We start from the raw sequence: 19,735 nt of genomic DNA, 5'->3' as shown, positions 1-19,735 counted from the left end.
AGCATCTTTACGATAGCATTGAGGCAGAAAGGTGGAATACATGGGCAAGTTTAGAAGTCTTATTCGTCTGGCAGTAGTCATTGGGCCAACTGCAATCAAGATTGTGCAAAATTATGGGCCACAAATCCGGCAGTTAATCCGTGATAACCCGGAATATTTGCAGATTATCAAAGGTAGGCTCTCTGTGCTAACAGTGGGGCAAGGCCGAGCATATAAGCAGCTTACTGAACGAGTGAGTGTTTTGCGGGAACAAACTGCCTACCTCTACGGTTCTGCCAATAGTGTGGATAAGGCACAGAAGGCTGCGCAATGGCGTGACGAACTTGAAAATATTGCTAAGGTTTTGCCGGTTCTTAATCAATTAGAACGCGCAGAGAAGAAAAAGATGCGCAAGAGCATCGATAAACATATTGATGAGTTAGCGGCAAAGATCGTCCAAGCTACGCTTGAAGAAGATATTGAAGATGCCGAAATTATTACCGAAGAAGGCGATAATAAATGAGTGTGCAGACCTCTACTTCTAAGCCATATTCTCAACCACAATCCACACCTGGTTTTATTATCTATGGGGCAATTCTTGGGATCCTCGGCGCTCTTAGTGCGCTGATTGGATTATTCTTACCGTTTTTGTCACTACCTGATAACTCAATAGTTACCGTGGCTGGGCAGAGCATTGATGGATCATATTTCTTCACTCATCTTATTGAAGTTCCTGTGATGGGCTGGGTGCTTGCAGTGCTGAGCATTCTCGCACTGGTACTAGCTGCAATAGCTGTTATGGCATGGAAAACCTTTAACCGTTTGGCGATAATCATGGCAGGCATCTTAGCCTGTGGATCATACGCAATCGTGTTTATTGTTGTTTATCATTACGATCCGCACATCCAAGATGCTTACGCTCTTGGAGCAGGTGTTGGTTTAGGATTAGGGTTTATTGCCATTGGCGCAACATTACAGACTCTATCTGGAATAAGTATTTTTATCGCTGGGATTCAACAGCGAAAATTCTCGCCAACATCGCCGTCGCACATACCAAGCACGACGACTACCGTACAACCAGCCACTGCGAATATGCCGTATCAAGATACGGTGGTTGTACCGCAACAAAATACGACGAACTTGCCACAATAAATGAGTCACGGCATTTGCCTATACCGTTGTATAGCGCAAATGCCGTGAAACAGTTGCTAGATAGATCAGCACTATCAAGAACAGATCGGTATTATTGCTTTGGTGCTATCCCTAGGACTTTTGCAATATCAGGCCTGAAATAATGTGGTCCTTTTAAGACTTTCCCATCTTCACGATAGATAGGGTTACCCTCGGCATCGAGCTTAGATAAGTTCGACGCATGTATTTCATGAAGCACGTCAGTTAGCGGTATATCGAGCTCGAGCGCCATCCCGTATATAACGTAAATGAGATCACCGAGGGCATCTGCAACTTCGATGGTATCGCGCGTTTTATCATCAGATGCACGCGCCTCATGCCAAGATTTTTCAATTATTGACCGTGCTTGTTTGCCATAGGCTGCACCAACAAGTTCTGCAAACTCTTCGGCAACTAACGCCAGGCGCATATGGATGCGCTCACGGTCAGCGCTTGGTCCATCATCGGGAGCGGGTAGATGGTAAATCTCGTGAAACTGGCGCACCAACGTTTCGGGATTACGAGCATCGGGAATCGATTCAATAGTCATAAATCCAGACTATACGGCTCCTCAAATTATTGTGCTACAAGAAAGAAAATGCAATGGTATTTCAGATCACATCAAAATGCGTTACGTGGATTTGGCAAATACGCAACATAGATGATAAATTTTTATCCGTTGCTTGAAGCGATACTTTTATTGAGTAGCGATTCAACCACCTGCGCGGGTGGCGGAATAGGCAGACGCGCTAGCTTGAGGTGCTAGTCCACGTATAGTGGGTGGGGGTTCAAGTCCCCCTCCGCGCACTGAGAATCCCGTTTGATGTATCAAACGGGATTCTCATTTATCTACCGGCATAGCCCACCTCACGGTATGGAGATAATCCAATGCTGCCCAAACAATCACTCCAGCCTCAATACCGTTGTGGACTTATTGGTTCTCCGATCTCGCATTCGTTATCTCCTGCTATTCATCATGCTTCGTTTGAGTGCTTGGGGATTGACGGTAGCTATGAATTACTGCCAACAGACCTCGATGAACTTCGATTGCGGTTAGATCAATGCCAAGACGCCGGTTTTCATGGCTTGAACGTTACAATGCCGTTAAAACAATCAATCGTGGCGTTGCTGGATGACCTGACGCCTAGTGCACGCCTTTCTCATTCAGTTAATACCGTTTTGTTCACCGATGGGAAGCGAATCGGTCATTCAACTGACGGCGATGGCATACTTCAACCACTGCGCGATCTGGGAATTGACCTTGACCATATTAAACTGGCGATTCTGGGTTCAGGAGGGGCTGGAGCAGCAGCTGTGGTTGCTGCTTCTCGGGCTGGAATTGCCCAGATAACATTGTTAAACCGCCCAGGGCCAGGGCTGGAGCGGGCTTATCGTCACGCTGGGCAGATCGCTGCAGATCCACTCAATAGTTCAACGATAGACGTTGTGCCCTTAGAAGCAGGTGGCAGTAGTCCAGCTGCTATCGCTAATGCAGACGTTATCGTCAACTGTACTCCGGTAGGTATGGCTCCAGCTCTTACTGAGCTATCTCCGATACCTTCGCAATGGCTTAGCGAACACCACGTGATTGTCGATGCAGTGTATTGGCCTGAAGATACGCTTTTGTTGCGTGAAGCCCGCAGTGCTGGTGCGCAAACGGTTTCGGGTATCAAAATGCTTGTCGCTCAAGCGATGCTTGCGGAAGAATTTTGGTTTGATTGCGTTTTATCTGCGCAACATCGCATCGCTGTCGAGAGTAATTTCCGGAATTTTCTCGCTTAAGGTTTGTTATTCTTTCGAACCACGATAGTCTTGAGCTATGGCTACTGATCCCCGTCTCGCATACGAAAAATTACGTTACGCTCTTGAAGAGTTTCATAGTGCTGCCCTGACTTATCAGGATGCTGATGCACCGGAAGTTTTGCGTCGCGCCCAAAAGCTTACTGATGCATATATTGTTTATGACGATTCTCTTTTCACCCATTACGGAATCGAGGCGCCTTTCGATACCTTTGATGATGAGGATGAATTCGACGAGGATGAGTTTGACGACGACGAAGACGTCGATGATGATGACGAAGACATTGACGACGACGAAGATGTTGACGATGATGATTTCTATGACGACGAAGATGAAGACGACGAAGAAATCTAGAGTTTTAAAACGATACTGAGCTAGGCGGTTACTTCGTCAAGCACATCGGATACCTGCTGAGGAAGTGGATCCAAATTAGTAGCCAAGAGCTGGTCAAATTGGGCTGCAGTACGCGCTCCTAATAAAACACTGGCGACATGTGGGCGGTGGAGAAGCCAGGCTAAGGAGACATCAGAAGGCGTTCGGCCCAGCCCATCTGCCGCCTTGACAACCGCCTCCACTAGTCTGCGTGAATCAGCATCAAGGTAACGGCTTACAGTAGCCGATAAATGTTCTGTAGCAGCGCGTGACGTAGCTGGAATGGTATTTCGATATTTACCGGTCAAGACACCCCCAGCAAGTGGCGATTGAGCAATAATGCCTAGCTCAAACGCTTGGGCGACTGCAACAACGTCGTCGTCAATTGCGCGATTGAGTAACGAATAATCAACGTTGATACTGGTAAGTTCCGGAAGATGCATATCAGATAAATATTGACTGATGCGAGCAATTTCCCAGGCCGGATGGTTTGCTAGGCCGATATAGCGTGCCTTACCGGCATTAACCATAGACGCTAACGTGTCAATAAGCTCACGTAGCGGCACATCTGCAGTCGGTGCAGCAAGAGAGACAATATCGACGTGATCAGTTCCCAGATCCTCCAACAGGTTATCGAGAGAAGTTAAAAGTCCACTACGTGAAGCGTCGTGAATGACGTGATTGTTCTTTACTGTAAGCCCGAGGTGAACGGAGATAACAAGATCCGAGCGTGGCGTGCCACCGGCAAGAATTTTACCTAGTACGCCCACTGCCAAACCTTCACCGTATAACGGGGAGACGTCGATGAGGTTCCCGCCGTAGTCGAGTAACGTTTGAGTCATGCGTGCCGCATCTTCATATTCGGTATCTCGTCCCCATGTAAGGGTACCGAGTCCGATATGCCCGACGCGTAACCCAGATTTGCCAACCTTGTTATTCTTCACATGTGTCAGCCTAATAGAATTTAGCGATGAGCGGTACTCTGGACACGTGGGAATATTTGAAGCAATTATTCTAGGTATCGTACAAGGACTAACAGAGTTCTTGCCAATTTCATCCTCGGCGCACCTGCGGATCGTGGGCGATCTCTTTCCCGGATTGGGTGATCCGGGAGTGACGTTTACGGCCGTAACGCAAATCGGCACCGAGGCAGCCGTGGTGCTCTATTTCTGGAAAGATATCGTGCGGATTATCACCGCTTGGTTTGCCGGGTTGCCATTTGGGCAGCGGAAAAATCGCCTGCCACTGTCGCATCCTGATGTTCGCTTGGGCTGGATAGTTATTTTAGGGACCCTTCCGATCGTCGTCCTTGGCTTGTTGCTTGAAGATGCGATCGATTCGGTCTTTCGCAACATGTACATCACAGCTGCGATGCTGGCAATTTTCGCGATTTTTCTCGGTATCGCGGATCGTATTTCGCGTCGGACTTTAGCGTTAGAGGAGATGACGATACGCGATGGTGTATTGCTTGGCTTTGCGCAATCCATGGCATTGATTCCAGGGGTGTCGCGATCAGGTGGAACAATCACGATAGGTTTGTTGCTCGGTTATACTCGTAGCGCAGCCGCTCGAGTCTCATTCTTACTAGCAATTCCCGCAATTCTCGGTTCGGGTTTTTATCGGTTGTTCTCCGATGACGGAACCGGACCAGAAGTTGGCGCACTGCCACTGTTCATCGCCACTTTAACCGCATTCATCGTCGGCTATGGGGTGATCGTATGGTTCTTGCGCCTAGTGGAAACTAATTCATATCGTCCGTTTGTCGTGTATCGTTTGGTACTTGCGTTGGTTGTCGTAGTTTTGCTCAGCCAAGGTATCTTGAACGTCTACTAAGGAGTTTGACTATGTCGATTGCTGCTGCACTATTCGATATGGATGGTACGCTGACAGATTCCGAGATCCTATGGTTTGAAGCCGAAAAGGCGGTGTTTGCCCGCTACGGCAAACCTTGGAACGACGGCGATCAAAACGACCTGATCGGCAGAGCGATCGAAGATTCGTGCCGGTTGATTATTGAGCGCCTCGATCTAGCACTTGGTATTGATGAACTTGCCCAGATGTTGATCGAAGAAGTTGTTCATCAAGCCAAAACTCACGGTATGCCGTGGCGCCCGGGAGCTCGAGAGCTACTTACGTCGCTCGGCGAAGCAGGAATACCTACGGCGTTGGTAACGTCGTCGTTTTCTGAGTTTGCTCAATTGGCGTTAGAAGCTGCACCAGCAGGTACGCTTAGTGTTGCCGTTACTGGAGATATGCTGCCCTCTGGGAAGGGCAAGCCCGATCCCTATCCGTATCGCCTAGCGGCACAAAAACTTGGTGTGGAGATCACCTCGTGTATCGCCTTTGAAGATTCCCAACCTGGGGTGCGTTCGGCTCATGCTTCAGGTGCTCTCACTGTTGCAATTCCGTTCCAGGTTCCTATTCCAGACCTAGACAACCTCGTTATTGTTGATTCGTTGGAAGATCTTTCGGTTGCAGATTTGCATCAGTTGATGGCCGCTCGGCAGTAAGCAAAGCCGTGATGCCATTTTCGTCTATTTCGGGAGCGACGTTACCGAAAGCAGGGCACAGGGATGAAAAATGACACCAGTTGCACAGTGGCCCTTTTTTCGCTTCGAAATTCCCGGTGTCAATTCGGGCGCGAATAGCTGACCACAAATGGTTTAATTCCGACGTGGTAGTAGAAACATCTGCTTGAACCGGATCGTAGGTGAGTACTCGCTGATCTTTGAGATAAAGGAGTTGAGTGCGTTGCGGAAGTTTCCCGGCAGAGTAAAATAGGGCGGTGGCGTAAAAACGCATCTGGAATATTGCCCCGGCTTGATAGCGCGGCGCAGGTGACTTACCGGTCTTGTAGTCTACAACTCGCACTGCACCATTAGGTGCAGTATCGATACGGTCAATGATGCCACGGATAGCGAGCCCAGAAGGTAATATCGCATTAACAAATTGTTCGCGGCCAGAAGGCTGGAGATATTGCGGGTTTTCGAGATTGAAGTACGCAGAAATCAGTGGCCGGGCAGATTCCAGCCAAGTCGATAATTGCGTAGAATCAGTAAAGAGTTCACTATCGGTAGGCGATTTTTTGAGGTGTTCCTCCCAGGTAGGAATGAGCGAATCTTGTGCGTTGAGTTCGTTGCGGTCACTGGCTGGACGATCGAAAAGATGTTCAAGCACAGCATGGACGATTGTTCCCCGCAAGGCTTCAACAGAAGGTGGTTCAGAAAGCTTATCGATCACCCGAAAACGAAACTTCAACGGGCAGGAACGAAAATCAGACGCACGTGAAGGCGATAGGGCAGCATGTGTTGTGGGCATGGTGTCATTCTACCGTGACCCGCCCACAACTTTTCGTAGCACACTAACATGTTTCACTGTCTGAATAATCGATACATCCCACAGTTTTACCACTGCACGAAAGCACAGTGCTCCCGTAGGATTAAGGAGTGACTAATTATCCTCATCCTTTGGGCGCCGAGCGCCGTCGGGGGCCGTTCCGTGCCGGTGAACGTGTCCAACTCACTGACACAAAAAATCGTAAATATACCGTCATGCTCACTCAAGACGGCTACTTTCAGTCCCAGCGAGGTAGCTTCCATCATCGCGATCTCATTGGCAAAGATGAAGGAACCGTACTTGATACCTCTTCTGGGCATCGGCTTCTCGCGTTACGCCCGTTAGTCAATGACTATGTGCTATCAATGCCTCGTGGCGCAACGGTTGTCTATCCCAAAGATGCCGGACAAATCGTTCAGCAGGCAGACATTTTCCCCGGTGCTCGCGTAGTTGAAGCTGGTCTTGGATCTGGCGCGTTGGCGTTGTCACTATTGTCAGCGATTGGCATGGAAGGGCATTTGACGTCAGTAGAACGCCGGCCCGAGTTTGCCGAAATTGCACGGGCTAATGTTGAATCCTGGTTCGGCCCGCATTTGCCACCGTGGGATATCCGCCTTGGAGATCTCGATACGGTTTTAGATGAAATGGAAGCCGGCTCCATCGATACGGTGGTGTTAGATATGTTGGCACCGTGGGAAAACATTGATTCGGCCGCGCATGCGCTACGTTCTGGCGGCGTAATTATCGGCTATGTTGCCACAACTACTCAGATGTCACGGTTCGTCGAGGATCTTCGTTCTTCGCAAGCGTTCACTGAGCCGCAGGCCTCAGAAACCATGGTTCGAACATGGCATCTAGATGGTCTAGCTGTCCGACCTGATCACCGCATGGTAGCCCATACTGGCTTCCTCGTCGTCGCTCGACGAATCGGGCGCGGTTCTACACCGCTGGTGCCAACTAAGCGTCCAGCTCCAGCCGCACATTCCCAGCCTTTGGCGTGGGAAACACAAGAACTTCACGAGCGAGCCATTTCGGTGAAAAAGTTACGGAAGGTTCGTCGTGACGTAGCTCATCGCGCCGATGTGGAGATTTCTGGTACATCTGAGATGGGAGAAAATTCCGTTGCAATGAATGCGCAACTCGAATCTGAATCTCAGGCTCGTGCCGCGGCGAAACGACTCGAGCGTCGCCACCAGCGAGAAACCGAAAACAACGACTAGAAGCAATTAATGACACACCAAGAACCTGATCTTCGAGCTTTGGCTCAACAAAATCGTGAACTGAGCAAGGCACTAAGCACTGCCCGTGATCGTATTAAGGAACTGAGCACACACCTCGATTCCTTATCGAAACCGCCAAATAGTTATGCGATTTTCGTCCAGGCAAATCATTCCGAACATAGTGCTTACGTCATCCAAGGCACCAGGCTACTTCAAGTGAGCGCCGCCGCATGGATTTCCCTTGACTCCATTGGTGCAGGACAAGAAGTATTACTCAACGAGCATCAGGTTCTCGTTGGTACTGGAACGTATAGTTCAACAGGTCACGTTGTGACAGTCGACCACGTTATCGATCCGCATCGGATAGCCGTTAGCGCTGTTGGTGGGGAAAATCGGATCCTACGATTATCCGGAAAATTAAGACATACACACCTGCGTGCGGGGGATCTAGTTCTTGCTGATCTTGGCCATGGCTTCGCTCTGGAAACAGTTTCCCAACCAGATGTTGATCAGCTTCTTCTCGAAGAAACACCCAACGTCTCCTATGAAGATATCGGTGGCCTGGCTCCTCAAATCGAAGAGCTGCGCGACTCGATCGAATTACCCTTCCTTCATCCACAGTTGTACCGCGACCACGGACTCAAACCGCCTAAAGGGGTGCTGCTCTACGGGCCACCGGGCGTTGGTAAAACACTCATCGCTCGCGCGGTCGCAACGTCATTATCGAAGATGTTCGGTGAAGAGCAAGCCTATTTCCTCAACATCAAAGGCCCACAATTACTCGATAAATTCGTCGGCCAAACTGAACGCCAAATCCGAGATATTTTCGAACGTGCTCGCAAGAAAGCATCTTCTGGAATTCCGGTTGTCATTTTCTTCGACGAAATGGAAGCATTGTTCCGCACCCGTGGCTCGGGATTGTCTTCCGACGTCGAAACCACGATTGTGCCCCAGCTTTTGGCAGAAATCGACGGCGTGGAACAACTAGACAACGTCATTATCATTGGCGCCTCGAATCGCCAAGATATGATTGATCCCGCGATCTTGCGCCCAGGTCGCCTGGACATCAAAATTCATATTTCACGCCCAGATTACGCGGGAGCTATCGATATTCTAAGCAAATATCTCGTCCCAACAGTCCCGGTACATTCCGTAGAAATTGAGCGTTACGGCAATATTGACAATGCGCTACGTGCCATGATTGAAACGACGGCGAATGCGTTATGGGCACAAGAACCGCACAACGCCTTCGTTGATGTGACGTACCGTGATGGCCGTACTCAAACACTGTATGCCCACCACCTAGTTTCCGGTGCAATGCTTGCCGGAATCGTTGAACGCGCGAAGAAATATGCGATTAAAGACTATTTAAGTTCTGGACAACACGGGTTGCAAACTGATCATCTGTTGCGAGCTGTGCGCGATGATTTAGCGGAAAACGAGGCGATTGCAAATATCGACAATCCACAAGAGTGGGCTCGTGTTGAGGGGCGCTCAGATATTGTATCGGTTCGTAGAGCAAGCCGGGAGCGGTGAGAAGATAATGGCTCTTAACAGGTTCGTTGGTTTGGAAACAGAGTTTGGCATACTAGATTTAGGAGCCACTACTCAAGATTCCTTTTCATTGAGTACCGAAATTGTTGATGCTTATGCGCGCGGTATAACAGATCCCATCGCAACGTGGGATTTCCATACCGAAGATCCGTTAAATGATGCCCGTGGATTTCGTATCGGTCAAGAATATGCACATCCTGATCAGTTGACTAACACTCCTGCACCGGTACTTCAAAATCTCGCCCCGGATCAAAAAATAACGAATATTGCCCTGCCTAACGGTGGGCGATGGTATGTCGATCACGCTCATCCAGAGTATTCAACCCCCGAAGTAACTACCCCCTACGAGGCGGTGTTATGGGATAGAGCAGGCGAAATGTTAGCGCAAGATGCGATGGAATTGCTTGCCCAAAACGGTCGCGAGGTCGTGATCTATAAGAATAATGTTGACGGCAAAGGTGCAGCGTATGGTAGCCATGAAAACTACCTCCTTGACCGCGAGGTTCCATTCAACGACGTTATTCGATATTTGACACCGTTTTTTGTCTCGCGTCAGATCTTGTGCGGATCTGGCCGTGTCGGACTAGGGCAGGCATCCCAAGCAAGTGGTTTCCAAATCTCGCAACGAGCAGACTACGTCGAAAATACTGTTGGTTTGGAAACGACCTTTAACCGTCCAATTATCAATACTCGAGACGAACCCCACGCCGATCCCAAACTCTATCGTCGCCTCCATGTTATCGGGGGAGATGCAAACCAATTCGACTACTCTATCCTCTTAAAAGTTGGCACAACTAACTTAGTTTTATGGATGCTCGAACAAGGCGTGATCCCACTCGATCTCGAAGCGCTTGTGCTTTTCGAACCTGTTGCAGCTACCTGGGAAATCTCCCACGATCCGACCTTGCAACGGGCCGTCGATATGCATGACGGCTCGACGCGCACTGCGATCAATATCCAAGAAATCTACCTTGATGCGGTTAGAACGACGCTAGAACGGGTAGGGCATACCGATCGCGAAACCTGGAAGTTTGTAGAGCTGTGGCAAAACACGCTCGATACTCTTCGTAGCGATCTTTTTAGTGCGGCTTCGCGCATTGAATGGGTAGCGAAATATCAGATGCTTACCCATCTTAAACAACGCTCAGGCTCTGATTGGGATAGTGATGAGTTACGTGCTTTTGATTTGCAGTGGCACGATCTGCGTCCGTCGTCGTCAATTATTACAAAACTTGACAACGCAGGGCGAGTAGATCGTCTCTACACCTCCGATCAACTCCGGCAAGCCCTTCGCCACGCTCCACATGTTTCGCGCGCCTACTTCCGCGAAACGCTATTACGGCACTTTACCGATAGCGTGCATTCCGTTGGCTGGTCCGGGGCAGTAGTGGCTACCCCAGAAGGTCCACGCAGGATAAACTTTATGGATCCAGCTACCCCCACTTTTGACCAGATCACTGAATTCTTTGCCACACCGCAGACCCCGCTATCTGCATCCACCTATTTCGAACAAGATTCTCAAGGAGTAAAATGAGCGAACAAGAATTTATCCGAGCAACCCACAACGCGGCACTTCCTACAGAAGAAACTGTAGCTCAACCTACCCAAACACCACGTGACATCGACGCCTTACTTAATGACATTGACGCAATTTTAGAAACTAACGCGTCATCATTTGTCCAAGGATTCGTGCAAAAGGGCGGTCAGTGATTACTCGGATCATGGGGATTGAAACTGAGTATGGCTTAGCCAGCTCAGATTCCTCAGGAGCTCCCATTGGTATGGACTCTTCAGATCTCGCCCAAGAGTTGTTCTTTGATTTCCAACAGCGCGAAGGCTCTACCTCTGCCTTCCTAAAAAACGGTGGGCGACTCTATCTCGACGTCGGCGACCATCCCGAATATGCGACTGCTGAATGTAGCCAGATCCGAGAAGTGCTGGCACAAGACCGTGCTGGTGACATCATCCTCGGGGAGATGGCACGCGCGGCGCAAGCGCGATTAGGGCAGGTCAATATCCATCTCTTTAAAAACAATGTGGATACCGCAGCCCATTCCTATGGATGTCATGAGAATTATCTGGTTCGCCGGCGCCTTGATTTCGTCGATCGCCTCAACGATCTCGTCCCGTTCTTTGTCACGCGACAGTTACTCGTAGGTGCAGGCTATGTGCACCACGAGCCGGGAACAGTGCGCTTTGAACTCTCCCAACGTGCCCGGCACATGCACAGTGCTATCTCGACGTCGTCAACACGTACACGTCCCATGATTAATACGCGCGACGAACCTCATGCCGATGCGCAACACTATCGCCGGATGCACGTTATCGTGGGGGATTCTAATATGTCCTCGGCAACGACCGCGCTTAAAGTAGGCATGACCAATGCTGTGCTCAATGTTATGGAAGACGGCATTCGGCTTCCATTTATGCAGTTACGTGATCCCATCAAAGCTATTCGCGACGTCGCCCAAGATCTTTCTGGCACGGTACTTCTCGAACGCGTCGGTGGCCAAAGCGTTAGTGCACTTGAAATTCAAAGCGCACTGTTCGACGTCGTGAAGAATCACTACGAGAAGGCTGGATGGATGGCGCAGATCGACCCACTTATGCGTTACGTTTTCGATCTGTGGGAACGCACCCTGACTGCATTTGCGCACAATGATTTTTCTGGCGTCCATACTGAAATTGAATGGATAGCCAAATACGAGCTAATTACTCGCTATCGCCACCGCTTCCATGTACCGCTGAGCGACGACCGAATCTCGCGCCTTGAACTTTCTTGGCATGACATCACAAGCGCAGGGTTGCGAGAGAAACTCGAGCGATCTGGAATGTTGAAATCTGTGATAGATCAAGAGGTTATTGCGCACGCAGTCTCTCATGCGCCACGCACCACTCGGGCACATATCCGCTCGAAGTTTATTTCCGCCGCCAAGCGGCATCATCGTGACTACAGTGCAGACTGGGGATTAGTTCGTCTATTTAATGAGGGAAATGGTGCTACTGTAGGGTTACAGGATCCATTTTCGACGTCGAACGACGAAATTGACGCTTTAGTTGACTCTATGGAGAACAATGAATAAGTTTTTGGCGGTGCCACTGGCATTCTTGGCGTTCATCACCGGTATCGGTATCTCGACGCTCTTGTGGAATACCCACACTGACAGTGAGATCTTTGAAGTCAATGTTGAAGGAAACTTCGGCGCAGCAGTGACGGTGACGACGACGGGGGCTTTCACCTCCCAAACACAACAAGTCCGCGACCTCATCGACGGTGAGGGACGGATTATCCAAGAACACGGTCAGGTGCTGGTGCGAACAACGAAATTCAGTGCCACTGGTGGGAAATGGTCTCAAGTCGATGGTCAACCTGGAATTGTCAGCGGTTTGGCGGAGAAATCGTCAGTGGGCAGATTAGCAAATGTTGTTATTGGCAAGCGTGAAGGATCTCGCGTTGCAATTATCGATCCGCAAGATGGAGACGTGTCAGTTATGGTCGTTGATATCTTGCCAACCCGGGTTTCTTATTCAGCTCAACAGCAATCTTCTGATCCATTGATTCCAAGTGTTTCTTCCGATGAAGATGGTGTGCCCAGCCTAGGCACGATAACCGCTCCTATTGATAATGTTCGAATTTCGTCTGTCATTACCGGAGATGGGGCACAAGTAACGCAACAGGATGTTGTTTACGCGAATTATGTTTTAGCGCATGTCGATGGCTCACAGATGGAAAATACGTTCTCAAATGGAAATCCACCTGCGTATATTGCAGTCGAAGACGTGTTCCCAGGATTGCATGCTGGTCTTATTGATCAACGCGTTGGGTCACGAGTGGTCATCTCGGTTCCTGCCGCGCAAGCCCAAGGTGAAGAAGATGTCCTGATTGTTTTAGATATTCTTGCAATTTCGGACGAAAAACCACATGTGAAAACAGTAAGTATTTAAAATCTATAGTAAGTAATTCTTAACGAGCGCAAAGGAGAATCGCGTGCTCACTTCTTTTCCTTCACCGCCACAAGGGGTGTGGATGTTGGGTCCGATCCCCATTCGCGCCTACGCGTTGTTTATCCTAGTGGCTATTCTTCTCGCATGGTATATGGGAGATAAACGTTATCAACGTAAAGGCGGCCCGGCCAATGTCTCTGAAGATGTTGGGATATGGATGGTAATCGTCGGGATTATCGGCGCGAGAATATATCATGTCATCACTTCGCCAGCACCCTATTTCGGGGAAAATGGCGATTGGACCAAGATCTTTCGGATCTGGGAAGGCGGTCTAGGGATCTGGGGTGCAGTGTTGTTTGGTGCGTTAGCTGCCTGGGTTAGCTTGCATCGGCGAGGTCTGCGCTTTGGCGCATTTGCAGATGCGTTTATTCCTTGGGTACTGCTAGGCCAAGCAATTGGACGTTTGGGTAACTATTTTAACCAAGAACTCTTCGGTGCTCCCACCGATTTACCATGGGCACTTGAAATTGATGCCGCCCACCTACCCGAAGGTTATCCACCTGGGACGACATTCCATCCGACGTTCTTATATGAAATGATCTGGTGCATCGTCGGATTCTTCTTCTTATTGTGGGCAGAGCGCAAGTTCAATCTGCGCGCCGGGCAACTCTTAGCACTCTACGTCGTTGTTTATACGCTCGGACGGGTTTGGATTGAGTATTTGCGCATTGATGATGCCACAATGATTTTAGGACTTCGGTTAAACGTGTGGACCTCAATTATCGTCTGCGCTGGCGGAATCGTTGCTTTCTTGTGGTTGCGCGCTCGATTGCGAATTAAACCGGAAATCGCCGATATATATTTGCGTGCTCAGGACCATAGTACCCAACCAGAAGGAATCAGGTAGTATTAGTAACATGCGCAAAGCCAAAATTGTATGTACATTAGGTCCAGCGGTTAATTCCAAGGATCATATTCTCGAACTAGTAAAAGCCGGCATGAATGTCGCCCGAATTAATGCTTCGCATGGTTCTCATGCCGAGCATGAAGAGCGTATTGACTGGGTACGTGAAGCCTCAGAAGAACTTCGTAAACCCGTAGCGGTTCTAGTTGATCTTCAAGGTCCAAAGATTCGCTTGGGACGATTCGCCGAAGGTCCAGTGCTTCTTGAAACGGGTGACATCTTCACGATCACCACCGATGATATTGAAGGTGATAAGGATCGTGTTTCTACCACGTTCAAAGGACTTCCTGGAGATTGCTCTGCGGGCGATCTAATCCTTATCGACGACGGCAAGGTTCAAGTCCGTGTGCTCTCGGTGGACGGAAACGATGTTAGAACCCAGGTGGTTGTTGGCGGGACAGTTTCCAATAACAAAGGCGTGAATCTTCCTGGTGTAGCGGTTTCTGTTCCAGCGCTATCTGAAAAAGATAAAGAGGATCTTGAGTGGGGTCTTAACTACGGTGCAGATCTCATCGCATTGTCTTTCGTTCGTTCACCTAACGACATCAACGATGTTCACGAGGTGATGGATCGGGTTGGCAGAAGGATTCCAGTTATTGCCAAGATCGAAAAACCGCAAGCTGTTAGCGTTTTAGAAGATATCGTCCGCGCATTTGACGGACTTATGGTTGCTCGTGGTGATCTTGGTGTGGAATTGCCGTTGCAGCAAGTCCCGATCGTGCAAAAGCGAGCGATCACTATTGCACGTCGCAATGCTAAGCCGGTTATTGTTGCTACCCAGGTTCTCGAATCCATGATCTCTGCTCCAACTCCAACTCGAGCAGAAACCTCAGACTGTGCAAATGCTATCCTTGACGGCGCAGATGCTGTTATGCTTTCGGGGGAGACGTCAGTTGGAAAGTACCCGATTATTTGTGTCCAAACAATGGCGTCAATTATCGAGTACACCGAAGAACATGGCATTGAATCTATCCCACGTATCTCGAATCTGCATCGCACCCGCAACGGTGTTATTACAAAATCTGCGATGGATATCGGCGAAGCAATCGGCGTGAAATTCATTGCCGTATTCACTTCCTCAGGTCAAACTGCGCGTCGGATGTCGCGCTTGCGTGGGCGTATTCCGCTTGTGGTGTTTACCGATAACGAGAAGGTTCGCCGCCAGCTTGCGCTATCGTGGGGACTCGAAACCCTTACCTTATCTACCGTTTCTACTACTGATGAAATGGTCGATCAAGTCGATGAAGTACTACGCCTCGAAGGCCTAGCAGTTGATGGTGACCGTGTTGTCATTGTCTCTGGTATGCCACCTGGCGTCGTCGGCTCTACTAACACAATTCGTATTCACAAGATGGGTGAGACTCGCCGATAAACTGAATTTCGAATATGTGATTCTTACCTAGTTTGGTAAAATCGCAGGACGGCCCATATTCGTGTAATATCGTGGTTGTCCAACGCTCCTGTGGTGGAATTGGCAGACACACAGCACTCAAAATGCTGCGCCGAAAGGCATGAGGGTTCGAGTCCCTCCGGGAGCACTCTTAACGCACAGAGCCGTGCATATAATAGTGAGTAGTTGTTCTATTCTCGAAGCATATATGTAAGCCAAGGAGGCGGACGTGTCACACATTATGGATGATTCCAAATTTGAAGATGTTCAACAAGAAGAAGATTCACGTCAAGTACGCGCCTTAGTCGTCGAAGATGAAACACTCATCCGGCTCGATATCGTCGAAACGCTCCGCGAAGCAGGTTTCGACGTCGTTGCTGAAGGTTCAAACGGTGAAGAAGCAATCGAATTAGCAGCCGAACACAAGCCAGATCTGATTGTCATGGACGTCAAGATGCCCGGTCTCGATGGCGTCACCGCAGCAGAACGTATCCTTGCCAACCAGCATTGTGCCATCGTAATGCTCACCGCTTTTTCTCAAAAAGAGATCGTCGATCGCGCCCGCGACGCCGGTGCGATGGCGTTCCTCGTCAAGCCCTTTACGCCAAACGACTTGCTTCCAGCAATCGAGATCGCCCTGTCACGTCACCAAGAAATCGTCTCGCTAGAAGCCGAAGTCTCTTCGTTAGCCGAACAATTTGAGACTCGTAAACGTATCGATCGAGCTAAGGGGCTCTTGCAAGACAAGATGGGCCTAACTGAACCCGAAGCATTCCGGTGGATTCAAAAAACCTCCATGAATCGGCGTCTGACCATGCGTGAAGTGGCTGACGCAGTTATTGACCAGGTGTCTGAATAAAAACACACGTCATCCGGCCTATTGCGGTGAGCTGATTATCGCTATCGGTAATTTCTACACCCGCTACGAGCGAACCGCGGCTGGTTCGGATAACATATGCGCGTGCTGTAGCGCTACCGGTCATATTCGGTGCTAGTTGAGAAATGTTGAGTTCTGTACCTACCGCGATGCGGCCTTCAGGAGCATTGAGCAGTGCGAGACGCGAAGCTGAATCTTCTACAAGGAATGCGTTTGCCCCGCCATGCAAGGCACCAAAGGGTTGAATATTACCTAAGGTTGGAATAGATTCGACAACTTCGGTAGCCGATACTTCGATGAGTTCTACACCTAAACGTGCCGCGAGTTCGCCGTCGTGAATTTCTGTTGCAAAATATTTCATAGATTTAGTCTACTCGTAGAAGAAACTGTGGGAGCAACCCGGTAGGCTTAGAACGTGACTAAAAATATTATGCTCTTGCTCGATGGCCATTCGATGGCTTTCCGTTCCTTCTTTGCGCTGCCGGCAGATTCGTTCCGAACTGCGCAAGGGCAGTACACCAACGCTGTCCATGGCTTTATCAATACCCTCTTGCGATTAATAGCTGACTATCAGCCTACTCATATCGCAGTAGCATTTGATTTGCCCGGCGGTACTTTTCGTACCCGTCAATACGATCAATACAAGGGCGGACGTGCTAAGACCCCAGAAGAATTCAAAGGGCAAATCGGCGTTATCCAAGAAGTTCTCGATGTTTTAGGTATCTCGTGGCTAACTGTTGAAGATTATGAAGCTGATGATATTGTGGCCACTTTGGCCACCCGAGCCGAACAATCCGATATGGATGTGTATATTGCTTCAGGGGATAAGGATTCATATCAGTTAGTCTCCGAACGCACTTCGGTTGTTTACCCGATGCCGCGGGCACAGATGCTCCTTTTGGATCCAGATGGTGTAGCACAACGTAGTGGTGTGCAGCCGCAAATGTATTCAGATCTGGCTGCACTCGTTGGTGAGAAAGCAGATAACCTACCCGGTGTTCCAGGCGTTGGGCCTAAAACTGCGGCCAAATGGTTACATCACTACGGTGATTTAGAAAGCCTTATCGCTCACGCTGAGCAGATCAATGGCAAAGCCGGTCAGGCATTGCGTGAAAATATCGAGCAAGTTCGACTCAATCGCCAACTTAACCAGTTGGTGCGCAATCTAGATATTGTTCCTGATCTCGATGATCTTCAACCCGTAGGAGTCGATCTTGAGGCTTTACATGAACTTTTTGATACGTTAGATTTTACGTCTTTACGCAAGCGCGTTCTTAGTGAGTTACCGTTGCGCGCTGGATCAGCAAAGAGCGCTACACAACCCCAGCAAGCCGCGGTACGTGAGGTCAATGTGGTAGCTGGTGGTACCACATCATTACGCGAGTTTAGTAAACTCCACCTGCCTCCTTATGCGTTAGCTATCGATGGTATCGGCAAACCTGCAGAGGGCAGCGTTGAGACGTTTGCACTGGCAGCCGATGATGGTTTCGTATTTGTCGCCTCGCCAGCTTCGTTAGATGAGGAAGATTTTCACGCTCTCACACTCATTATCGAAGATCCGCAGATTGGTATTCTCGGGCATGGGTTAAAAGCACAGATCCATGCATGGCAGGGCCAAGGAATGTCACTTACCGGAATTGTGACTGATACGGAAATTGATGCATATCTACTTCACCCAGATCAGAGATCGTATGATTTTGCGCAACTAGTTCAGCGCTATCTCGCTATTGATCTCAATAATGACGCTGGTGATACGTTAGGGATAAGTCTTTCAGGTGAGATCATTGGAAATAACATTGGTCAACGCGCCGTACTTGTACATGACTTACGAGATGCTTTCCTTCGCGAGTTTGAAGCAGAAGAATACAATGAGACCTTAATTGATCTGGAGTTGCGCGTCACTGAAGGTTTAGCTCGGATGGAGATGCGTGGGATTGGTGTAGATCAGGATCGTTTGGCGCAGCTACATTCTGATTTTGATGCTCGAGTCCAAGCCGCAGCACAGCAAGCCTGGGATGCTATCGGAGATAGTTCGGTTAACCTTTCGAGCCCGAAACAGCTACAGGCGGTGTTATTTGACCAATTAAATTTGCCGAAAACTAAAAAGACTAAATCAGGGTACACCACGAATGCAGACGCGCTTGCTGGCTTGTTAGCAAAAATAAGTATGCGTGAAGACGATGAAGCTATAGTTGGCCAAACCTTCTTATCCTCCTTACTTGAGCATCGTGATGCGATTAAGCTGCGCCAATCTGTTGAAGGTCTGCAACGTTCAGTCCATACCGATGGTCGAATTCACACCACATACCAGCAAACAGTCGCAGCTACTGGGCGGTTATCTTCAACTGATCCGAATCTGCAAAATATTCATGCGCGCACCGAAGAAGGGCAGCGCATTCGTGAAGTCTTTGTTCCTGGCTTGGGTTTTGATTATGTGATGACTGCGGATTATTCACAAATCGAGATGCGTTTGATGGCGCATTTATCTCGGGATAGTGAACTTATTGAGGCGTTTAATCAGGGTGCAGATCTACACCGGTTTGTTGCGTCACGAGTTTATGGGATTAGTGAAGCAGACGTGTCGGTTGCCCAACGTTCTAAAATCAAGGCGATGTCTTATGGCCTGGTTTACGGTTTATCCGCCTACGGGCTATCTGCGCAGTTGCATATCCCAGTCCCAGAGGCACAAAATCTCATGGATGGTTATTTCCAGCGATTTGGTGCTGTGAAGAAGTATCTTGATGGGTTGGTAGAAAAAGCTCGGCACGATAGCTATACCGAAACTATTTTGGGACGACGTCGCTATTTGCCGGAATTGAACTCCCAAAATCGGCAGGTGCGTGAATCAGCAGAACGTATGGCACTTAATGCCCCGATTCAAGGTTCGGCAGCAGATATTATCAAGATTGCTATGCTCAATGTCGAAAGTGAGTTGATTCGCCGCCAGCTTGATTCTCAGGTATTGCTCCAAGTACACGACGAACTCGTTCTCGAAGTGGTGGCTAGCGAAGCCGAGGAGGTCGAAGCGCTGGTTCGCGAGCAGATGGGTATGGCCTGGGATTCTCTCAGCGTGCCGCTGTCGGTAGGAGTTGGAATCGGACGTAATTGGCGCGAAGCGGCTCACTAA

General features: G+C 49.2%; 20 protein-coding genes and 2 tRNA genes. 18 read left to right on the top strand and 4 right to left on the bottom strand.

Annotated features, from left to right (window positions below):
• Positions 1-40: 40 nt before the first annotated feature.
• Positions 41-502 carry a hypothetical protein gene (locus tag NG665_RS04610; RefSeq protein ID WP_252672494.1) on the top strand — a complete coding sequence of 154 codons (462 nt, stop codon included), beginning with the start codon at positions 41-43 and terminating at the stop codon, positions 500-502.
• Positions 499-1,131, top strand: coding sequence for a hypothetical protein (locus tag NG665_RS04605; protein ID WP_252672493.1), 633 nt, complete (start codon positions 499-501; stop codon positions 1,129-1,131). The genes NG665_RS04610 and NG665_RS04605 overlap by 4 nt, the downstream gene beginning before the upstream one ends.
• 91 nt (positions 1,132-1,222) lie before the next feature.
• Here NG665_RS04605 and NG665_RS04600 read toward each other — a convergent pair whose 3' ends face one another.
• On the bottom strand, positions 1,223-1,699 hold the full coding sequence (locus tag NG665_RS04600; protein WP_353888234.1) for a pyrophosphohydrolase domain-containing protein: 477 nt from the start codon (positions 1,697-1,699) through the stop codon (positions 1,223-1,225).
• A gap of 172 nt (positions 1,700-1,871) precedes the next feature.
• Between NG665_RS04600 and NG665_RS04595 the strand changes: the two genes are divergently transcribed.
• The 3 genes from NG665_RS04595 (at position 1,872) to NG665_RS04585 (ending at position 3,304) form a co-directional block, all read left to right on the top strand.
• Positions 1,872-1,956, top strand: a tRNA-Leu gene (locus NG665_RS04595).
• Positions 1,957-2,037: 81 nt separating this feature from the next.
• Positions 2,038-2,931, top strand: a complete 894-nt coding sequence (locus tag NG665_RS04590) for a shikimate dehydrogenase family protein (RefSeq protein ID WP_252672492.1) — start codon at positions 2,038-2,040, stop codon at positions 2,929-2,931.
• 37 nt (positions 2,932-2,968) lie between these two features.
• The gene (locus NG665_RS04585; protein WP_252672491.1) at positions 2,969-3,304 is read left to right on the top strand and encodes a DNA primase; all 336 of its coding nucleotides are present in this window, start codon (positions 2,969-2,971) and stop codon (positions 3,302-3,304) included.
• Positions 3,305-3,324: 20 nt separating this feature from the next.
• On the opposite strand, the gene NG665_RS04580 is transcribed toward NG665_RS04585, so the two are convergent.
• Positions 3,325-4,266, bottom strand: a complete 942-nt coding sequence (locus NG665_RS04580; RefSeq protein WP_252672490.1) for an aldo/keto reductase — start codon at positions 4,264-4,266, stop codon at positions 3,325-3,327.
• Positions 4,267-4,312: 46 nt separating this feature from the next.
• Here NG665_RS04580 and NG665_RS04575 point away from each other — a divergent pair, with 46 nt between their 5' ends.
• Together NG665_RS04575 and NG665_RS04570 are read left to right on the top strand one after the other, a co-directional pair.
• On the top strand, positions 4,313-5,155 hold the full coding sequence (locus NG665_RS04575; protein WP_252672489.1) for an undecaprenyl-diphosphate phosphatase: 843 nt from the start codon (positions 4,313-4,315) through the stop codon (positions 5,153-5,155).
• Positions 5,156-5,166: 11 nt separating this feature from the next.
• A complete protein-coding gene (locus tag NG665_RS04570; RefSeq protein ID WP_252672488.1) occupies positions 5,167-5,832 on the top strand; it encodes an HAD family hydrolase in 666 nt (221 codons plus the stop codon).
• Here the strand turns inward: NG665_RS04570 and NG665_RS04565 are convergent.
• A complete protein-coding gene (locus NG665_RS04565; protein ID WP_252672487.1) occupies positions 5,765-6,640 on the bottom strand; it encodes a RecB family exonuclease in 876 nt (291 codons plus the stop codon). The genes NG665_RS04570 and NG665_RS04565 overlap by 68 nt on opposite strands.
• 128 nt (positions 6,641-6,768) lie before the next feature.
• Here NG665_RS04565 and NG665_RS04560 point away from each other — a divergent pair, with 128 nt between their 5' ends.
• The 10 genes from NG665_RS04560 (at position 6,769) to NG665_RS04515 (ending at position 16,590) form a co-directional block, all read left to right on the top strand.
• A complete protein-coding gene (locus tag NG665_RS04560; protein ID WP_252672486.1) occupies positions 6,769-7,878 on the top strand; it encodes a tRNA (adenine-N1)-methyltransferase in 1,110 nt (369 codons plus the stop codon).
• Positions 7,879-7,887: 9 nt separating this feature from the next.
• Positions 7,888-9,414 (top strand): proteasome ATPase, encoded by a 1,527-nt coding sequence (gene arc, locus NG665_RS04555; protein ID WP_252672485.1) that lies wholly within the window; start codon positions 7,888-7,890, stop codon positions 9,412-9,414.
• Between the two features lie 7 nt (positions 9,415-9,421).
• Positions 9,422-10,966 (top strand): depupylase/deamidase Dop, encoded by a 1,545-nt coding sequence (gene dop / locus NG665_RS04550; RefSeq protein WP_252672484.1) that lies wholly within the window; start codon positions 9,422-9,424, stop codon positions 10,964-10,966.
• A complete protein-coding gene (locus tag NG665_RS04545) occupies positions 10,963-11,142 on the top strand; it encodes a ubiquitin-like protein Pup (RefSeq protein ID WP_252672483.1) in 180 nt (59 codons plus the stop codon). The genes dop and NG665_RS04545 overlap by 4 nt, the downstream gene beginning before the upstream one ends.
• Complete coding sequence (locus tag NG665_RS04540) at positions 11,139-12,515, top strand: proteasome accessory factor PafA2 family protein (RefSeq protein WP_252672482.1); 1,377 nt, start codon at positions 11,139-11,141, stop codon at positions 12,513-12,515. Before NG665_RS04545 ends, NG665_RS04540 begins: the two co-directional genes overlap by 4 nt.
• Entirely contained in the window at positions 12,508-13,377 is an 870-nt protein-coding gene (locus NG665_RS04535; RefSeq protein ID WP_252672481.1) for an FKBP-type peptidyl-prolyl cis-trans isomerase, read from the top strand. The genes NG665_RS04540 and NG665_RS04535 overlap by 8 nt, the downstream gene beginning before the upstream one ends.
• A gap of 43 nt (positions 13,378-13,420) precedes the next feature.
• Positions 13,421-14,284: a prolipoprotein diacylglyceryl transferase gene (gene lgt / locus NG665_RS04530; protein WP_252672480.1), complete on the top strand. Its 864-nt coding sequence runs from the start codon at positions 13,421-13,423 to the stop codon at positions 14,282-14,284.
• A gap of 10 nt (positions 14,285-14,294) precedes the next feature.
• Complete coding sequence (gene pyk, locus NG665_RS04525) at positions 14,295-15,713, top strand: pyruvate kinase (RefSeq protein WP_252672479.1); 1,419 nt, start codon at positions 14,295-14,297, stop codon at positions 15,711-15,713.
• 84 nt (positions 15,714-15,797) lie between these two features.
• Positions 15,798-15,879 (top strand) — tRNA-Leu (locus NG665_RS04520).
• A 93-nt stretch (positions 15,880-15,972) separates the two neighbouring features.
• Positions 15,973-16,590, top strand: coding sequence for an ANTAR domain-containing response regulator (locus NG665_RS04515; protein WP_252674088.1), 618 nt, complete (start codon positions 15,973-15,975; stop codon positions 16,588-16,590).
• Here the strand turns inward: NG665_RS04515 and NG665_RS04510 are convergent.
• Positions 16,568-16,969 carry a PaaI family thioesterase gene (locus NG665_RS04510; protein WP_252672478.1) on the bottom strand — a complete coding sequence of 134 codons (402 nt, stop codon included), beginning with the start codon at positions 16,967-16,969 and terminating at the stop codon, positions 16,568-16,570. The genes NG665_RS04515 and NG665_RS04510 overlap by 23 nt on opposite strands.
• Positions 16,970-17,023: 54 nt before the next feature.
• Between NG665_RS04510 and polA the strand changes: the two genes are divergently transcribed.
• Positions 17,024-19,735, top strand: a complete 2,712-nt coding sequence (gene polA / locus NG665_RS04505; RefSeq protein ID WP_252672477.1) for a DNA polymerase I — start codon at positions 17,024-17,026, stop codon at positions 19,733-19,735.

This window comes from Arcanobacterium pinnipediorum, assembly GCF_023973165.1.
Classification (GTDB): Bacteria; Actinomycetota; Actinomycetes; order Actinomycetales; family Actinomycetaceae; genus Arcanobacterium; species Arcanobacterium pinnipediorum.
Note: the sequence above shows the minus strand (reverse complement) of the source record. Positions and strands in the feature narration are given on the sequence as shown.